We start from the raw sequence: 17,655 nt of genomic DNA on the forward strand, positions 1-17,655 counted from the left end.
TTTCCAATCCGGAGGCCGCCGTGGCGCGCAAGATCACGCTCGATTTTCTCAAGACCGAAGCCGCGTCGGGGGCGGCGCTGGGCTTCGCCGTCCTGGCCGCCCTGCTCGTGGCCAATTCGCCGTGGGCCGGGACCTATTTCGCCTGGCTGAAGAGCGAACACGTGCTCCAGGTCGGACCGCTGGTCCTGCAGCTGACGATCACCGAATGGATCAAGGAAGGCCTGATGGCGGTCTTCTTCCTCGTGATCGGTCTGGAGATCAAATACGAGATCCTGAAGGGCGATCTGAGAAATCCACGCAAGCTGGCGACCCCCGTGCTGGCGGCGCTCGGGGGCATGATCGGTCCGGCGCTCGTCTATCTGATGGTGGCGGGCGCCACCGGCGGACCGCTCGGAGGCTGGCCCATCCCGCTGGCCACCGACATCGCCTTCGCCCTGGCCATCTTCGGCGTCGCGGCCAAGGGACTGCCGTCCTCGCTCCGGGTCTTCCTGCTGACGCTCGCCATCGTCGACGACCTCGGCGCCATCGCCCTCATCGCGGTGCTGTTCTCGGGCGGCGTCGACTGGGCTCCGCTGTTCTGGGTCGCCGGCCTGCTCGCCGTGGGCGCCGGCCTCGCGCGGCGGAGGATCGCCGCCCCGTTCTGGGTGCTGGGCTTCGGGCTGGTCTGGTATCTGACCGTGCTGTCCGGCCTGTCGACGGCGCTCACCGCAGTCGCCTTCGCCGCCATCGTGCCCGTGGGCCAGCGCCGCGCCGACGGCCAGAGCCCGCTCAAGGAGGCGATGCACGACCTGCACCCCTATGTGGCCTGGCTGGTCCTGCCGCTGTTCGCCTTCGCCAAGGCGGGCGTCTCCTTCTCCGGCCTGTCGCTGGAGATGGTCATGGCGCCGCTTGTGCTGGGCGTGGCCCTGGGCCTGTTCCTGGGCAAGCAGGCCGGGGTGTTCGGCGCCACCTGGCTAGCCTCGACGCTTAAGATCGGCCGCAAGCCCGCCGGCGCGACCTGGCTCGAGGTCTACGGCGTCAGCGTCCTCTGCGGCGTCGGCTTCACCATCAGCCTGTTCATCGGCGTCCTGGCCTTCCCCGGAGCGAGTGATTCCCCCGAGCAGATCCAGATCAGGCTGGGGGTCATCGGCGGCTCCGCGCTCTCGGCGGCGGCGGGCTGGATCGCGCTCGGACTGGCGACCCGGCGCCGACGCGCGGCGGCGGCGGCGGCGGGTTCCTAGCCGCCTCCGCCCGGCTGCACGACCCAGCCGAACACGGCCAGCATGACGAAGAAGCCGGCGAGGTAGGCGACGGGCACGAACCATGCCTGCCGCACCCACTGCACCAGCGAGCGCGACTCGGGGAACAGGTTCGAGACCGCGACCCCCGCCGACGAGCCGAACCATGTCATGGTGCCGCCGAAGCCGACCGCGAACGCCAGGATGGCCCAGTCGTAGCCCCCCTGCTGCAGGGCCAGGGCGGTCAGCGGGATGTTGTCGAACACCGCCGACAGGAATCCCAGCCCCAGGGTGGTGACCCAGGTCGGCTCCGGCAGGGCCTCCAGCGGCATCAGCGAGGCGGTGGCCACCAGCATCACAAGGAACAGGGCGCCCTTGGCGGCGTGCCAGGTCGCCGACCAGTCCGGCTGCCGGAACAGGGCCGCCGCCAGCAGGGCGGCCCACATCGCCAGGCCCAGCACGGGAACGGATTCCTCGACGCCGGCGAAGACGCTGTTGACGACCACATTGGCGGTGACGAGGGAGACCAGCGCGAAGACGACGATCGCCAGCCGGGTCCAGTCGATCTTCAGGTCCGGCGGAGAATGCAGCAGCGGCGGCGAAAACCGGGCCTGCGCCCGCGAGGCGAAATATCCCATGATCGTGAAAGCGACGCCGGCCCCGAGGAAGGCGCCCAGCACATGGAGCGGCGACACGCCGCCCAGCCACATCATCGTGGTGGTGGTGTCGCCGATGACGCTGCCCGCCCCGCCGGCGTTGGCGCAGCCGACGATGGCCGCCAGATAGGCTATGCTGACGCGGCCCTGGAACACGTGGCGGGCCACGACCGCGCCGATCACGGCCGCGGCGATGTTGTCGATCACCGCCGACGACAGGAAGATGATCCCCAGCAGGACCCAGCCCGCCGTCCAGTTGTCGGGAAGAATTCGCGGCGCGAAATCGGGAAGTCCGCTCTTCTCGAAGTGGCTGGACAGCGTTTCGAAGCCGGTCAGCAACAGGAACAGATTGGCGAGGATCACCCATTCATGGGCGAAGTGGCCGGTCAGCCCCGCCAGTCCCTCGCCGCCGGGAAACGTCGTCACCAGTCCCTCGTAGGCGAGGGTCGCGATCAGGCCCGCCGAGGTGACGACGAGCGCCCGCCGGTGGAATACGGCCACGCCCGCGAGGGTGAGAGCGAAGATGACGAATTCGATCGGAAAGGTCATGGATCCCCGGCGGACGTGCTGATGTCCCAGTCTAGCGGCGCCGCGGCGCCAGCGGGAAGGCAAATCGGCTGGCCCGGGCCCGCTCCGGAGGCCCTGACCGGGATGTGTCCACGGCCCTCGCCGGCGCGCACGAATTTGGCCGTCACGGCCGCGGATACTCACGTCGGCGGGGCGAATATTGACCTAACGTCATCGGTTTCTGTCGCTTTTGCGTCACAGTCTGGCTTGCGCCACGGCCGAAATGAGGCCGCTCCGGCCCCGGATGCTTGTGGCGGAGTCCGGCTTGGATTACCCCGAATGCTGGAGTGTCCGCGCTCCGCAAGAAGGGCGCGGGCCAGGGATCAGGAAACGCCGCGGCAACCCGTTCCATGCGGGCCCCCGGCCCATGTCGGGGAGCGACCATGCGCCTTACCAACCTTCTTCGCACCACTGCGTCCGCGGCCGTCGTCGGCGCCGTCGCCTTCGGCTTCGCCGGGGTCGCCGCCGCCCAGGACACCGGGCAGGAGCGGGCCACCACCGTCGACGACATCATCGTCACCGCCCAGAAGCGCGAGCAGAACCTCCAGGACGTGCCGATCGTGGTCACCAGCCTGTCGCAGGAAGTGCTGCAGGACGCCGGCGTTCGCGACATCAAGGACCTGCAGGTCCTGACCCCGGGCCTGACCGTCACCTCGACGGCGTCGGAAGCCTCGACCACCGCCCGCATCCGCGGCGTCGGCACGGTCGGCGACAACCCCGGCCTCGAGAGCTCGGTCGGCGTCGTCATCGACGGCGTCTACCGCTCGCGCAACTCGGTCGGCTTCGGCGACCTGGGCGAGCTGCAGCGCATCGAGGTCCTGAAGGGCCCGCAAGGCACGCTGTTCGGCAAGAACACCTCGGCCGGCGTCATCAACATCATCACCGAGGCGCCGTCCTTCACCCCGACCTTCAACGCCGAGGCCACCGTCGGCAACTACGGCGCCATGGCGGTGTCGGGCTCCGTCAGCGGCCCGATCACCGACACCCTGGCCTTCCGCCTCTACGCCGGCCGCCGCCTGCGCGACGGGTTCATGGACATCGACGTCGGCGACGGCCCGCGTCCGGAAACCGACGACAACAACCAGGACTTCGGCACCGTCCGTGGCCAGCTGCTGTGGCTGCCGAACGACAACACCTCGGTCCGCTTCATCGCCGACTACTCGTCGCGCGACGAATACTGCTGCGTCGGCACCCAGATCCGCACCGGTCCGACCTATCCCTTCGTCGACGCGCTCTCGACCGGCACCGGCCAGCGCCCGCCGGCCGCCGGCTTCGGCCTGCTGCCCTTCTCGCGCACGGCCTACGCCAACCGCTCGACCGGCCAGGACGTCGAGGACATGGGGTGGTCGATCGAGGCCAACGTCGACATGCCGTCGCTGTTCGGCGGCGCGACCCTGACCTCGATCACCTCGTGGCGTGACTGGGAGTTCGTCAACGGTCAGGACGCCGACTTCACCGGCGCCGACGTGGCCTACCGCCTGCAGGACGGCGACTTCGGCTTCGGCGTCGAGAACCTGACCCAGGAATTCCGCCTGGCCGGCCAGACCGACCGTCTGGACTGGCTGTTCGGCCTGTTCGTCACCACCGAGGACATCGACCGCGCCGACAGCTTCTACATCGGCGCCGACTACGCCCCGCTGCTGTCGTTCCAGCTCAGCGCCGCCCTGAACGCGGCCAACCCGCTGATCCCGATCAGCCCGAACATCATCGGCTGCTTCACCCGCCCGGGCACGACCTCGCCCCAGATCCAGGGCTGCCTCGGCACCGGCGGCGCCATGCCGTCGCCCAGCCCCCTGGCTCCGACCGGACCGGCCTTCCCGGCCGGCCAGTCGCTCGAGGACGTCTACACCCAGCGGTCGGAATCGTTCGCCGTCTTCACCAACAACACCTACTCGCTGACCGATCAGTTCGATATCACCGTCGGCCTCCGCTACACGATGGACGACAAGCGGCTGCAGGGTGAGCAGAGCAACGGCACGGGCGCCGCGGCGGGCACCTGCGCCGCCGGTCTGGGCAACCAGGCCGCCATCGCCGGGGCCATCGGCGCCGCCAACACCCCGCTGATCCTCGGCCGCCTGTGCCTGCCCTGGTCCAACCCCTTCTACAACGGCCGCACCATCTCCGAGAGCGAGAGCGACGGCGAGCTGTCGGGGACGGTCAAGGGCTCGTTCCGGTTCACGCCCGAGGCCATGATCTACGGCTCGTACGCCCGCGGCTACAAGAGCTTCGGCTACAACCTGGACCGCGTGCAGACCGGCATCACGCCGAACGCTTCGCTGCTGTTCCCCTCGGAAGTCGTGGACAGCTACGAGCTGGGCGCCAAGCTGACCCTGCTGGACCGCACCCTGCTGCTGAACGCCACCTACTTCGACCAGCGGTTCGAGAACTTCCAGCTCAACACCTTCCTCGGCACCTCCTTCGTCGTGGAATCGATCCCCGAGCTGACCTCGCGCGGCGTCGACGCCGACTTCCTGTGGTTCTCGCCCATCGAGGGCCTGAGCTTCCAGGGCGGCGTCACCTGGACCGAGGCCGAGTACGGCAACTTCACCGCCGCCGACCTGGCCAACCCGGGCAACTTCCCGCAGCTGTCGCTGCTGCCGGGCGCCACGGCGTCGTTCGCGCCGGAATGGTCGGGCACGCTGTCGATCAACTTCGACCGCAACATCGGCGACGACCTGCGCGTCGGCTTCAGCCTCGCCGGCAAATACATGAGCGACTACAACACCGGCTCCGACCTGCTGCCGTTCAAGCAGCAGGACGCCTTCACCACGCTGAACGGCCGCTTCCTGCTGGGCAGCGCGGATGAGCGCTGGACGGCCGAGTTCTGGGTCCAGAACCTGACCGACGAGGAGTACATCCAGGTGGCGTACAACGCCTTCCTGCAGGGCTCCGCCTTCCAGAGCACGGTCCAGCCGAACGGCACCTACTACAACCCGGCGCTGGACTCGCAGACCTACGACGCCTTCCTCGGCGCGCCGCGGACCTACGGCGCCACCCTGCGCTTCAAGTACTGATCGCTTCGCCGCAAGGCGGACGACCGAGCCGGCCGGGGGCGACCCCGGCCGGTTTTGTTTTGGGGAAGACGCCGATCCGGACCCGGGCGGATTATCCTTTCTCAGGCGGCGATCGCGGCCCTGCTGCCGGCGGGACTTCCGCAGGCCGGGGTCGACCGGAGCCGGATCGGCGACTGGCGCTTCCCCGGCTACGACGTCGGCGCGGTCCACGCCCGGGACGCCGCCGCCATCCGAGGGGCGGGACCCTCGCGCGGATGTGGGTGATGGGCGCGGAACTGCATCCGGACCCCGGCCCGATGCGGCCGGTTGAAGGGGCCGCCGCGGTCGTCGCCCCGCTCGCCTGTGGAGACCGGCCGCTTCCCCAACCGGCCACGTCCGGAACCGCCGACCGGGTCCGGCGGGGGCGGCCCGCCGCGGTCGCGCCGGTTCCGGCCGGCTGCTCGCCTACTCGGCCGGGGCCGGCTCGCCCCGGTTCGGCTCGTGCCGCTGGCTGGCGAACACCTTGCTCATGCGCCGGGCGAAGAAGCCGGCGATGTCGTCGACGATGGTGAAGATCGGCGGAATGAACAGCAGCGACAGGAAGGTCGACGAGATCAGCCCCCCGACCACGGCGATGGCCATCGGCTGGCGGAACTCGACGTCCGCGCCCCAGCCCACCGCGACCGGCATCATGCCGGCGCCCATGGCGAAGGTGGTCATCAGGATCGGCCGCGCCCGCTTGTGGGCCGCGTCCATGATGGCGTCGAACCGCTTCATCCCGTCCTTCTCGGCCATGACGATATAGTCGACCAGCAGGATGGAGTTCTTGGCCGCGATGCCCATCAGCATCAGCACCCCGATCAGCGACGAGATCGAGAAGCTGGAGCCGCCGATCATCAGCGCCACGAAGGCGCCGCCGATGGCCAGAGGCAGCGAGGCCATGATGGTCACCGGATAGGCGAAGCTGCGGAACAGCAGCACCAGCACCGCATACATCAGCAGCACGCCGGTGGCGAAGGCGATGGCGAAGCCGGTGATCATCTCCTGGATGAACTCGGCGTCCCCGGCCGGCACCTGGCGCACGCCGGGCGGCAGGTCCTTGACCGACGGCAGCTTCTGCACCGCGGCGGCCGCCTCGCCCGAGCGGATTCCGTCGAGCTCGGCCGTGATCGAGGCGATGCGGGCCCGGTCCTGGCGCAGCACCTGCGACGGCCCGGCGCCGAACTGGATGTCGGCCACGGCGCTCAGCGGCACCGCCCCGCCGGTCTCGGTCGGCACGCGCAGGTTCTCCAGCACCGACAGGTCCTCGCGCGCGTCGGAGGTGAGCTGCAGCCGGATCGGCACCTGCCGGTCGCCGAGATTATATTTCGGCAGGTTCTGCGCGATGTCGCCGAGCGTCGCCACGCGGATGGTCTGCGAGATGTCGCGGGTCGAGACGCCCATCAGCGCGGCCTGGTCCGGCCGCGGCGTGACGAGGATCTCCGGCCGGGCGATCGAGGCCGTGTTGACGACGTTGGCCAGGCCCGGGACGGTCCGCATCTCCGCCTCGATCTTGCGCGCCGCGGCCTGCAGGGCCTCCGGATTGTCGCTCAGGATGGCGAAGGTGTAGCTGGTGCCGTCCGACGGCCCGCCGCCCTGGTTGCCGGTTCCGGCGCCGATGCGGGCGCCGGGAACGGACAGCTTCCAGCCGTCGACCATCTCGCGGGCGAATTCCTGCTGGCTCAGCGCCCGCTCGCCCTTGTCGACCATGTCGGCGTAGATGTTGGCCTGGTTGACCTCCTGCCCGCCGATCTGGGCGTAGACCGAGGTGACCTCCGGCCGGGCCTGCAGGTCGCGGGTCAGGCGCTGGACGATGGCGTCGGTCTGCCGCAGCGTCGCGCCCGGCGGCAGTTCGGCCGAGAAGGCGGCGCGGGATTCGTCGCCCGAGGGGGAAAATTCGAACGGCACCTGGGTGGCGAGGAAGCCGCAGCCGATGAACAGCGCCGTGCCGATGCCGAACACCTTCCAGCGGTTGCCCAATGACCAGCGCAGCGCCTTCAGATAGCCGCCCATCCAGAACGGATCGGCGTCCTCGTGTTTGGTGTGCTTCAGCAGATAGGCGGCCATCAGCGGCGTCAGCGTTCGCGCCACGACCAGCGAGAAGGCCACCGAGACGCAGGCGGCCAGGGCGAAGGCCTTGAAGAATTGGCCGATGATGCCGGGCATGAAGCCGACCGGCGCGAACACCGCGAGGATGGTCGCGGTGGTGGCGACCACCGCCAGGCCGATCTCGTCGGCGGCCTCCATCGAGGCGTTGTACGGCGACTTGCCGTTGCGCATGTGCCGGACGATGTTCTCGATCTCGACGATGGCGTCGTCGACGAGGATGCCGACCGTCAGCGACAGCGCCAGCAGGGTGACGACGTTCAGCGACTGGTTCAGCGGCCCGAGGATGGCGAAGGCCGGTATCAGCGACAGCGGCATGGCCATGGCGGTGATGAAGGTCGCCCGCCAGTCGCGCAGGAAGATGAACACCACCACGACCGCCAGGGCCGCGCCCAGCAGCAGCGCCTCCAGCGAGGCGATGTAGCTCTCCTCGATGTATTCGACCCCGGCCGTGACCTGTTCGATGGTCAGTTCGGGGTGGGCCTCGTCGATCTCGGCCACGCGTTCGCGGTCGCGCTCGGCGACCTTGACCTCGCTGGCCGTGCGCGAGCGCAGGAAGTTGAAGGTGACCGCTTCCTGACCGTTGTAGCGCGCCAGACGGCGCGGTTCGCTCCAGTGATCCTCGACCGTGCCGAGATCGCCGAGGCGCACGGCGCGCCCGCCGCCCAGCGGCACCAGGGTTTCGCGCAACTCCTCGATCGAGCCCGCCGAACCGAGGGTGCGGATCGAGCGCTCGGCGCCCGAGATGGTCACCCGTCCGCCGGGCAGGTCGCTGTTCACCGAGGTCAGGGCCTGGCTGACCGACGCCGCCGTCAGCCCGTAGGAGGCGAGGCGGTCGGGATCGAGCTCGACCCGGATCTCGCGGTCGACGCCGCCGGACCGGTTGACCTCGCCGACGCCGCTGATCGCCAGCAGCGACCGGCTGACCTCGTTGTCGATGAACCAGCTCAGCTGTTCCGGCGTCATCGTCGACGAGCGCACGACCCAGGTGATCAGGGCGTCGCCGGTGATGTCGATGCGCTGGACGCTGGGCTCCTGCATGTCCTGCGGCAGGTCGGCGCGCAGGCCGCTCATGGCGTTGCGCACGTCGTTGGTGGCCCGCTCGGTGTCGGTGCCCAGCTCGAACTCGATCGTCGTCACGGACGAGCCGTCGGTGATCTGCGAATTGATGTGGCGCACGCCGGACAGGCCCGACAGGGAGTCCTCGATCAGCCGCGTGACCTGGACCTCCATCTCGCTCGGCGCGGCCCCCGGACGGCCCGCGGCGACCAGCACCAGCGGGAAGTCGATGTCGGGGTTGTTGTTGATCCGCATCCCCATGAAGCCGTTGACGCCCGCCAGCGTCAGCAGCACGAACATGAGGATGATCGGGATCGGATTCTTGATCGACCAGGACGAGATGTTCTTCATCGCCGCGGCCTATTTCTTCGCCGCGGCGGCGGGCGCCCGGGCGGCGGGCGCGGCGGCGGGGCGGGCGGCCGCAACGGTGACGCGGTCCCCGTCGCCGAGGAAGCCGGCCCCTTCGACCACGACGCGGACCCCCGCCTCGATGCCGCTGACGGCGGTGCGGTCGGTGGCCCGCGACAGGACCGTGACGGGGCGGAAGCGGGCGCGCCCGTCGCCGCCCATCACGAACCCGCCGGCGCGGTTCTCGCGATACAGCACCGCCGCGGTCGGCACGGTCACGGCCGGCTGGGCCCCGACCTCGATACGGGCGCGGGCGAACATGCCGGGCCGGAAGCCGCCGCCGGACAGGGCGATGCGCGCCACGCCCAGCCGGGTCTGCGGGTCGACCTCCGGCGTAACGATGCGGACCGTGCCGGCGGCGCCGGCGATCTGGTCGGACGAGATCACGGCGCTCTGGCCCGCGCGGACCAGCGCCAGGTCGGTCTCCGGCACCTGGGCGTCGAGCTCCAGCCGGCCGTCGCGGACGATGCGGAACAGCTCGGTCCCGGCGCCGACGATCTGGCCGCGGGTGACGCTGCGGCTGATCACCAGACCCGACACGGGCGCCCGGATGGTGGCCTGGGCCAGACGGGTGCGGGTCTCCGACAGCGACGCCTGGGCGGCCGCCAGATTGGCCTGCGACGCCCGCTGGTTGGCCAGGGCCGTATCCAGCCCGGCCTGGCTCAGGAAGCCGCGCTCCTTAAGCTCCTGGGCCCGCGCCAGCGCCGCGTCGTCGCGCGCCGCATTGGCCTGGGCGGTCTGCACCCCGGCCTGCTGCTGGCGCAGCTGGGCCCGCAGCAGGGCGTCGTTGAGCTGGACCAGCGGCTGGCCCTGACGGACGTAGCGACCCTCGTCGACGAAGACGCCGGTGGCGGTCAGGCCGCCGGTCTCGGCGCCCACCGGCACCTCTTCCCAGGCCGAGACGCTGCCCGAGGCGGTGACCGTGCGCGGCAGGTTCTGCAGCGTGGCCGTCGCGACCGTCACCGTCAGGCTGCTGCCGCCGGTGGCGCCCGCCTTGGTCTCGTCCTTCTTGGCCGCCTCCTCGCCGCCGCCGCCGCAGGCGGCGAGCGCCAGCGTCAGGGCCAGGGTCAGGACCGTCGCGCCGGTCCGGCTGTTCCGCATCATGTTCGCCACGTCTGATCCCCATGCAGCGCGGAGGGGAGCCGCGCGCCTGTGCAGGGCCGCCGGTCGTGGCGATCCTTGTCATCGGCCGTTGAATAGCCGCTCCGCGAGCTATTCTCAAACGCCAATCCGCCCCCTTACGCCGATGTAATCCGCCACAAAACCGGTGGCTGAGCGCCTGCGGCGGCCGTCCGCGTTGGCGATCCGGCCCCGCCGTGCTACCGGCGCGGCCATGACGACCCCTCCCATCGAACGCATCCGCAATTTCAGCGTGGTCGCCCACATCGACCACGGCAAGTCGACCCTGTCGGACCGGCTGATTCAGCACACCGGCGGGCTGACGGCGCGCGAGATGTCGGCTCAAGTCCTTGATAATATGGACATCGAGAAGGAGCGGGGCATCACCATCAAAGCGCAGACCGTGCGCCTGCACTACAAGGCGAAGGACGGGCTCGACTACGTCCTCAACCTGATGGACACCCCGGGGCACGTGGACTTCGCCTATGAGGTCAGCCGCTCCCTGGCCGCCTGCGAGGGCTCGCTGCTGGTCGTGGACGCCTCCCAGGGCGTGGAAGCCCAGACCCTCGCCAACGTCTACCAGGCGATCGATAACAACCACGAGATCGTCCCGGTCCTCAACAAGATCGACCTGCCCGCCGCCGAGCCCGACCGCGTGCGCGAGCAGATCGAGGACGTCATCGGCATCGACGCCTCCGACGCCGTGCTGTGCAGCGCCAAGTCCGGCCTCGGCATCGAGGACGTGCTGGAGGCCATCGTCACCCGCCTGCCCGCGCCGAAGGGCGACCCCAACGCCCCGCTCAAGGCCCTGCTGGTCGACGCCTGGTACGACCCCTACCTCGGCGTCGTCGTGCTGGTCCGCGTCTTCGACGGCACGCTGCGCGCCGGCCAGCGGGTCAAGATGATGCAGAACGGCTCGACCCACCTGATCGATCGCGTCGGCGTCTTCCTGCCCAAGAACACCCCGGTCGAAAGCCTCGGCCCGGGCGAGGTCGGCTTCATCACCGCCCAGATCAAGGAGGTCGCCCACGCCGCCGTCGGCGACACCATCACCGACGAGAAGAAGCCCACCGCCGAACCGCTCAAGGGCTTCAAGGAAGTCCAGTCGGTGGTCTTCTGCGGCCTCTTCCCGGTCGACGCCGCCGACTTCGAAGACCTGCGCGCCGCCATCGGCCGCCTGCGCCTCAACGACGCCAGCTTCACCTACGAGATGGAGTCCAGCGCCGCCCTCGGCTTCGGCTTCCGCTGCGGCTTCCTCGGCCTGCTCCACCTCGAGATCATCCAGGAGCGCCTCAGCCGCGAGTTCAATCTGGACCTGATCGCGACCGCCCCCTCGGTGGTCTACAAGATCAAGCTGCGCGACGGCTCCGAGATCGACCTGCACAACCCGGCCGACCTGCCCGACGTGATGCAGATCATGGAAATCAGCGAGCCGTGGATCAAGGCGACGATCCTGACCCCCGACGAATACCTCGGCGGCGTCATCAAGCTGTGCCAGGACCGCCGCGGCTCCCAGGTCGAACTGTCCTACGTCGGCTCCCGCGCCCTCGTCGTCTACGAGCTCCCGCTCAACGAGGTCGTCTTCGACTTCTACGACCGCCTGAAATCCATCTCGAAAGGCTATGCGTCCTTCGACTACGAGCTGACCGACTACAAGCCCGGCGACCTGGTCAAGATGTCGATCCTCGTCAACGCCGAGCCGGTCGACGCCCTCTCCATGCTGGTCCACCGCGCCCGCGCCGAGACCCGCGGCCGCGGCATGGTCGAGAAGATGAAGGAGCTGATCCCGCCCCACCTCTTCCAGATCCCCATCCAGGCCGCCATCGGCGGCAAGATCATCGCCCGCGAGACCGTCCGCGCCCTGCGCAAGGACGTCACCTCGAAATGCTACGGCGGCGACGCCACCCGCAAGAAGAAGCTGCTCGAGAAGCAGAAGGCCGGCACGAAGCGCATGCGCCAGTTCGGCAAGGTGGAGATCCCGCAGGAGGCCTTCATCGCGGCCCTGAAGATGGACGAGGATTGATCATGACTGACGCCGCCCGCCCCGCGTTCCAGCCGCTCAACGACCTCGAGCGGCTGCTGATGGCCGCCGGGTCCGGCGGGCCCGCCGACCGCGCCGCCTTCGAGGCCGCGGTGGCCGGCGCCGAGCTGTGGGTGGTGCCGGCCGCCCAGGACGGAGCGGGCGAGCCCGCCGCCGACGTTCTGCGCCTGCGCACCGCCGCCGGGCCCGACGGCCGCCCGGCCACCGCCGTCTTCACCGCACGCGAGCGGGCCCTGCAGGTCATGGGGCCCGGGGCCACGCCGCTGGCCTTCAACGGCCGCGTCCTGCTGCAGACCATCCGCGAGAACCCGGCGGTGCTGAACCCCGGCCACGGCTATGGCGCGCGCTGGTCGCCCGACGCCATGGCCGCCCTGATCGGCCAGCCCAATCCGGCCCCGCGCGACCGCGCCCCGACCCACGTCGCCCGGCCCGCCTCGACCCCGCCCGGCCTCGTCGAGGCCCTGTCGCGCGAGCTGGCGGCCGAGCCGGCGGTCAAGGCGGCGTGGCTGGCCCTGGCCCGCTGGAGCGACGGCGAGGAAGGCTTCCTGCTCGACGTCCGCGCCGCGGCGGGCGAGGCGGCGATTCCGGCGCCGATCAACCGCGCCCTCGCCGGGGTGACCCTGGACGCCCGCCTCGACGTCGTCGTCGGCGCGCCGGGCGAGGCCCCCGGGGCCGGGCTGGAGATCGTGGCCCCGCGCCCCTGATCAGCCCGCCTCGGGCATCACCCCCGCGTCCTCGATCCGCCCCCGCTCCATCCGGTAGCATTCGCACGCCAGCCGCTCGAGCAGCGGCCGGTCCAGCACCCGCACCACCCCCCGGCTGTAGCGGATCGCGCCGCGGTCCTTCAGCTGGTTGGCCGCCTCGTTGACCGTGGTGCGCTGCGCCCCCAGCATCCCGGCCAGCTCCTCCTGGGTGAAGCGGATGTCCTCGCCCGGCGTCAGGTCCGAGGCCGTCAGCAGCCAGCGCGCCACCCGCGGCAGGACCGTGTGCACCGCATTGCAGGCCGCGTGCTGCACCGCCTGCATCTGGTAGACGTACGACAGCCGCAGCAGCTGGTTCAGCAGCGGCCCGCTGACGCGGAAACGGTCGCGCAGCACCCGGGCCGGCAGCGCGTGCACGGCGCCGGGGGTCCGCGCCGCCACCTCCCAGCCGCAGGGAACCTCGGCCATGAACGGGGCCAGTCCCGACAGCCCCTCGCGCCCGATCACCGCCGTCTCGATGGCCCAGCCGTCGGAGAACCGCACCAGATTGGCCAGCTGGGCGTCGGCGGGGAAATGCACCTCGGCCGCCACCGTGTCCTGCTCGATCAGGATCTGGCCGGCGCTCACCTCCATGCGGCGCAGGTGCGGACGCAGCGCCTCCAGATCGGCGGGCTCCATACGGTCGAGAAAATGGTTGTCGAAGGCCATCGCTGTTCCTGTCGCCCGGACAACGAACGGCGGCGTTAATGGCTCCGCTCCGGCCCCGGTTACGGTTGACCCGCCCCCGCCGCCGCGCCACACCGGACCCGACCCGGAGAACACCGACCCCATGGCGACCGATATCTTCAAAGGCGCCGACCGCGCCCCCCGCCTCGCCGTGCTGATCGACGCCGAGAACGCCTCGCCGCGCATCGCCGAGGCCCTGTTCACCGAGATCGCCACCTTGGGCGAGGCCTCCGCCCGGCGCATCTACGGCGATTTCGCCTCCGCCCAGATCCAGGGCTGGACCCGCGTCCTCGCCCGCTTCGCCATCCAGCCGCAGCAGAATTTCGCCAACACCAAGGGCAAGAACTCCGGCGACATCGCCCTCGTCATCGACGCCATGGACCTGCTCCACTCGGGCCGCTTCGACGGCTTCTGCCTCGTCTCCTCCGACGCCGACTTCACCCGCCTCGCCTCGCGCATCCGGGAAGAGGGCGTCGACGTCTACGGCTTCGGCGAGCGCAAGACGCCCGAGAGCTTCCGCCAGGCCTGCACCCGTTTCATCTACACCGAGAACCTCAGCGCCCCCGCGGCCCCGGAGGACGAGGCCCCCGCCGCCCCCACGCGCGGCCGCCGCTCCGCCCCGGCCGCCGCCGCCGCATCTTCCGACGCAGGCCCGGCCGGCGCCGCCCCGGCCCCCGGCAAACGCCCCCCGTCCGAGGCCGCCCGCCTGATCGCCAGCGTCATCGCCGACATGGACGAGGACGGCGACGGCTGGGTCAACGCCGGCGGCATCGCCAACCGCCTCCGCAACGCCTACCCCGACTTCGACCAGCGCAGCTACGGCTGCCCCAAGCTCTCGGACCTGATCCGCGCGACGGGCCGGTTCGACGTGCAGACGGGGACGGGGGGAGCGATGCGGGTGAGGGATAGGGCGTAGGGGGAGAGGTGCATCTCTGATGCTGGTTGGTGGCGCTCAGTTCCTCGGTCAAGTCAGACAACACGCGGATCGGGAGTTCTTGGGTGCCCATAAAAATTTCAGCCAGACTGCGCTCCGCAATCGCCGAACAGAACGCGATTGACCGCGCGGACGTCGAGAGCACTCTCCTCACCCGGAGCGGGGGGAAGTGCTGGCTTTGCGACGGGGATTTCAATACCGGCTCACCCATACCGCGGTTCTCAAATGCAAGCGGCACGCCTTCGAGAGCGGCAAATCATCGTGCGTTCGCTCAACTTGTTATACGAGAAAATTTACGCCGGACTCGACGACACATCGTCCGCCACTCAAACCGAGCGCGCTAGGCGCATGTCGTATCAGGGTTCGCTGCTCTACGTCGCGAAGCTGCTCCGAAAAATTATCGCGAGCCGCGTTGTGCCCACTGCGGAAGATTTGACGTTTATCGAAAAAGTGCCGTCCGAAGAGCAGTGGGCTGCGGTGGCCCAAGCGGTCGAACGTCTGGCCAGCCACTCCGTGTGGACCGAGACTTCGAGAGTTCTCAGAAGATGAGAGCGGTGCACGAGGCATTAACTAAGAACCAGAACGTCGAAGTTGCCTTGAAAGATGTCGCCCTCACTCCGGGGTATTGTCTGGGACTCTAGCGGGAGGTGGCGGCGGAAGCGGCTGGCCTTCATTTAACCCGCCGGAGATCGAGAAGCTTTGGGCATGCTCGGATCGTCAGATGCGTACTCCGGCTCGACCGAGCGGATCCATTCGGTCAGCAGTTTGACCTTGTCCTGCTCCAATTGACGGAGATCGCACTCCCATAGAGTTGCGATCCGCCACCCGGCCGCCTTGAGCATGTGTCGGTTTCGCGCATCCCGATCTATGTTACGTTGAAACTTCTCTGCCCAAAACTCGGGCCGGGTCGCTGGGGTCGTGGTGAATCGGCATCCTGCGTGGCGGTGCCAGAAGCATCCATGTACCAGGATGACGGCCCGGTGCTTCGGAAGGACGATATCCGGTCGCCCGGGAAGTTCTGCCGCGTGCAGTCGATAGCGGAAGCCGGCTGCATGTAGAGCTCGGCGAACCGCCAGCTCTGGGCGGGTGTTTGTCCCCTTTATGCCCGACATCATCCGGGCTCGGGTTACCCGGTCAACAACATCAGCCATGTCGGCCCTTTTCCCTGGAGCTTTCGATGGACCCTGGTACATAGCGGGTGAATTGGGAGCGAGATTCCAGGGGCATGCCTTCAACGTACCAGGTCGTCGATCTGTTCGCCGGACCGGGTGGCCTTGCTGAAGGCTTCTCGGCATTCTCCGATCCCGACGGTCATCATCCTTTTGAAGTCGCCCTTTCGGTGGAGAAGGAGGCGTCCGCTCACAAGACGCTTCAGCTCAGGGCGTTCCTCCGCCAGTTCAAGGAACTGCCCGTCGAATATTACGCCGCCCTCAACGGCGGCCGATCCTTGCCCGACTGGGCCAAGACTCACGAGAGGGAGTGGAGGGCGGCTCTCGATGAAGCGCTCCAGCTTGAACTCGGTACCGAGGAAGCAGCAGAAGTTCTAGACAGGCGCATCGCCTCGCTCGTCCGAGAGGGAAGTCCGACGGTCGTTATCGGAGGCCCTCCCTGCCAAGCATACTCCTTGGTCGGTCGTTCCCGAAACCAAGGCATTCACGGCTATGTTCCCGAGCAGGACAGTCGCCACTTTCTCTATCGTGAGTACATCCGGATCCTGCACGGCCTTAGGCCAGCAGCGTTCGTGATGGAAAATGTAAAGGGCATCCTGTCGTCGTCCATTGATGGTCGACGCATATTCGACCGAGTGCTTGACGATCTTCGAGCGGCGGACGGATCCGAAGGTTCATACCAACTGTTCGCTATCGGTCGGGACCGTGAAGGCCGGATCGTGCTGAAACCGTCCACTCGTCATGGGGATTTCGTTGTTCGGAGTGAGGAGTTCGGCGTTCCTCAAGCGCGTCACCGGGTCATTGTCATTGGCCTTCGGCGGGACGTTGCGGTTCAGATGCGATCGCTTGTGGAACGACATGCCTCTCTCGCAGGGGAGCCAGCGTCTGTCCGAAATGCGATCTCCGGGCTGCCTGCGCTCCGCAGCGGTCTGAGCAAGGTCGATGACGGCGACACAACCTGGCGCAATGTCATCATCCAGCAGATGGACGATGCCATCTCCGCCTTGGCGAAGATGCCTCAGATGGGTGATGTGGCTTCGGCCGCCTTGAAAGCGCGGGCCCACTTCATGGCGTTGAACTCTATTCCTCCGCGGTCGTCGACCGCCCCCGCGCCGGTGTCCGCGGAGTGCCCTAAACCGCTCCTCGACTGGTTGAGTGACAGTCGCCTCGAAGTCACACTCAATCATTCGACGCGGGGTCACATGATCGAGGATCTCGGCCGATATTTCTTCAGCGCCATTTTTACCAACGTGCGTGGACGTGCGCCCAAGGCGGAGGATTTTCCAAGTGCCTTGGCGCCTGCCCACGCGAACTGGGCATCCGGCAAGTTTGCTGATCGTTTCAGGACACAGCGATGGGATCAGCCATCAACCACCGTCACCAGCCACATTTCGAAGGACGGTCACTATTTCATTCATCCCGATCCGAGCCAGTGTCGCTCGTTGACCGTCAGAGAAGCCGCGAGGCTTCAGACGTTCCCCGACAATTATCTTTTCTTGGGCAATCGGACCGAGCAGTACGTCCAAGTCGGTAACGCTGTGCCCCCATTCCTAGCGAAGCAGATCGCGGAAGTTCTCTGGATGAGCTTGCCTAGTAGCGCCTGACCTGGCCCCTTCGCCTGGGGTGCCGAGCGGTGTGAATGTGCGCAGGCGAAATAAGCTGGCCTCTGGCAAATGCTCCAGCCCTCACCGCTTCCTGAACCGCCCCGCCTCGGCCTTCAGGCTCGCGCCCCAGTCCGTCGTCGGGTGATCCGGCTCGGGGACGAACGGCAAGGCCCCCGCCACGCCCCGCGCGGCGAGGGCCAGCGGCAGGGCGAACAGGGGCAGCAGGCGCAGGGGCTTGCGGCGCCTGTCGGTGACGTCCCAGCCCTCGGCCTCGAAGGCCTCGGCCAGCTCGGCGGGGGATTTGCGATGCAGGTCG

12 protein-coding genes and 1 pseudogene are annotated in these 17,655 nt (G+C 68.7%); 7 read left to right on the plus strand and 6 right to left on the minus strand.

Annotated elements, in window-relative coordinates:
- The first annotated feature begins 20 nt into the window (after positions 1-20).
- Positions 21-1,220 carry a Na+/H+ antiporter NhaA gene (gene nhaA, locus VGD32_RS02920; protein WP_331030408.1) on the plus strand — a complete coding sequence of 400 codons (1,200 nt, stop codon included), beginning with the start codon at positions 21-23 and terminating at the stop codon, positions 1,218-1,220.
- Here the strand turns inward: nhaA and VGD32_RS02925 are convergent.
- The gene (locus tag VGD32_RS02925) at positions 1,217-2,422 is read right to left on the minus strand and encodes a hypothetical protein (RefSeq protein ID WP_331030409.1); all 1,206 of its coding nucleotides are present in this window, start codon (positions 2,420-2,422) and stop codon (positions 1,217-1,219) included. The genes nhaA and VGD32_RS02925 overlap by 4 nt on opposite strands.
- A 401-nt stretch (positions 2,423-2,823) precedes the next feature.
- Between VGD32_RS02925 and VGD32_RS02930 the strand changes: the two genes are divergently transcribed.
- A complete protein-coding gene (locus tag VGD32_RS02930) occupies positions 2,824-5,454 on the plus strand; it encodes a TonB-dependent receptor (protein WP_331030410.1) in 2,631 nt (876 codons plus the stop codon).
- A 444-nt stretch (positions 5,455-5,898) separates the two neighbouring features.
- Here VGD32_RS02930 and VGD32_RS02935 read toward each other — a convergent pair whose 3' ends face one another.
- Together VGD32_RS02935 and VGD32_RS02940 are read right to left on the minus strand one after the other, a co-directional pair.
- Positions 5,899-8,988 (minus strand): efflux RND transporter permease subunit, encoded by a 3,090-nt coding sequence (locus VGD32_RS02935; protein ID WP_331030411.1) that lies wholly within the window; start codon positions 8,986-8,988, stop codon positions 5,899-5,901.
- Positions 8,989-8,997: 9 nt separating this feature from the next.
- Positions 8,998-10,149: an efflux RND transporter periplasmic adaptor subunit gene (locus tag VGD32_RS02940; RefSeq protein ID WP_331030419.1), complete on the minus strand. Its 1,152-nt coding sequence runs from the start codon at positions 10,147-10,149 to the stop codon at positions 8,998-9,000.
- A 229-nt stretch (positions 10,150-10,378) separates the two neighbouring features.
- Between VGD32_RS02940 and lepA the strand changes: the two genes are divergently transcribed.
- On the plus strand, positions 10,379-12,187 hold the full coding sequence (gene lepA / locus VGD32_RS02945; RefSeq protein ID WP_331030412.1) for a translation elongation factor 4: 1,809 nt from the start codon (positions 10,379-10,381) through the stop codon (positions 12,185-12,187).
- Between the two features lie 2 nt (positions 12,188-12,189).
- Positions 12,190-12,909, plus strand: a complete 720-nt coding sequence (locus VGD32_RS02950) for an enhanced serine sensitivity protein SseB C-terminal domain-containing protein (RefSeq protein WP_331030413.1) — start codon at positions 12,190-12,192, stop codon at positions 12,907-12,909.
- Here VGD32_RS02950 and VGD32_RS02955 read toward each other — a convergent pair whose 3' ends face one another.
- Positions 12,910-13,614, minus strand: a complete 705-nt coding sequence (locus tag VGD32_RS02955; RefSeq protein WP_331030414.1) for a Crp/Fnr family transcriptional regulator — start codon at positions 13,612-13,614, stop codon at positions 12,910-12,912.
- Between the two features lie 121 nt (positions 13,615-13,735).
- Here VGD32_RS02955 and VGD32_RS02960 point away from each other — a divergent pair, with 121 nt between their 5' ends.
- Together VGD32_RS02960 and VGD32_RS02965 are read left to right on the plus strand one after the other, a co-directional pair.
- The gene (locus VGD32_RS02960; protein WP_331030415.1) at positions 13,736-14,548 is read left to right on the plus strand and encodes an NYN domain-containing protein; all 813 of its coding nucleotides are present in this window, start codon (positions 13,736-13,738) and stop codon (positions 14,546-14,548) included.
- A 279-nt stretch (positions 14,549-14,827) separates the two neighbouring features.
- Complete coding sequence (locus VGD32_RS02965) at positions 14,828-15,115, plus strand: hypothetical protein (protein WP_331030416.1); 288 nt, start codon at positions 14,828-14,830, stop codon at positions 15,113-15,115.
- 125 nt (positions 15,116-15,240) lie between these two features.
- On the opposite strand, the gene VGD32_RS02970 is transcribed toward VGD32_RS02965, so the two are convergent.
- Positions 15,241-15,861 (minus strand): very short patch repair endonuclease, encoded by a 621-nt coding sequence (locus VGD32_RS02970; protein WP_331030417.1) that lies wholly within the window; start codon positions 15,859-15,861, stop codon positions 15,241-15,243.
- Between VGD32_RS02970 and VGD32_RS02975 the strand changes: the two genes are divergently transcribed.
- The gene (locus tag VGD32_RS02975) at positions 15,792-17,339 is read left to right on the plus strand and encodes a DNA cytosine methyltransferase (protein WP_331030418.1); all 1,548 of its coding nucleotides are present in this window, start codon (positions 15,792-15,794) and stop codon (positions 17,337-17,339) included. The genes VGD32_RS02970 and VGD32_RS02975 overlap by 70 nt on opposite strands.
- Before the next feature lie 81 nt (positions 17,340-17,420).
- Here the strand turns inward: VGD32_RS02975 and VGD32_RS02980 are convergent.
- Positions 17,421-17,655: pseudogene (locus VGD32_RS02980) on the minus strand (hypothetical protein); the annotation flags it as partial.

The sequence above is a fragment of the Brevundimonas sp. genome, assembly GCF_036402095.1.
GTDB lineage: Bacteria > Pseudomonadota > Alphaproteobacteria > Caulobacterales > Caulobacteraceae > Brevundimonas.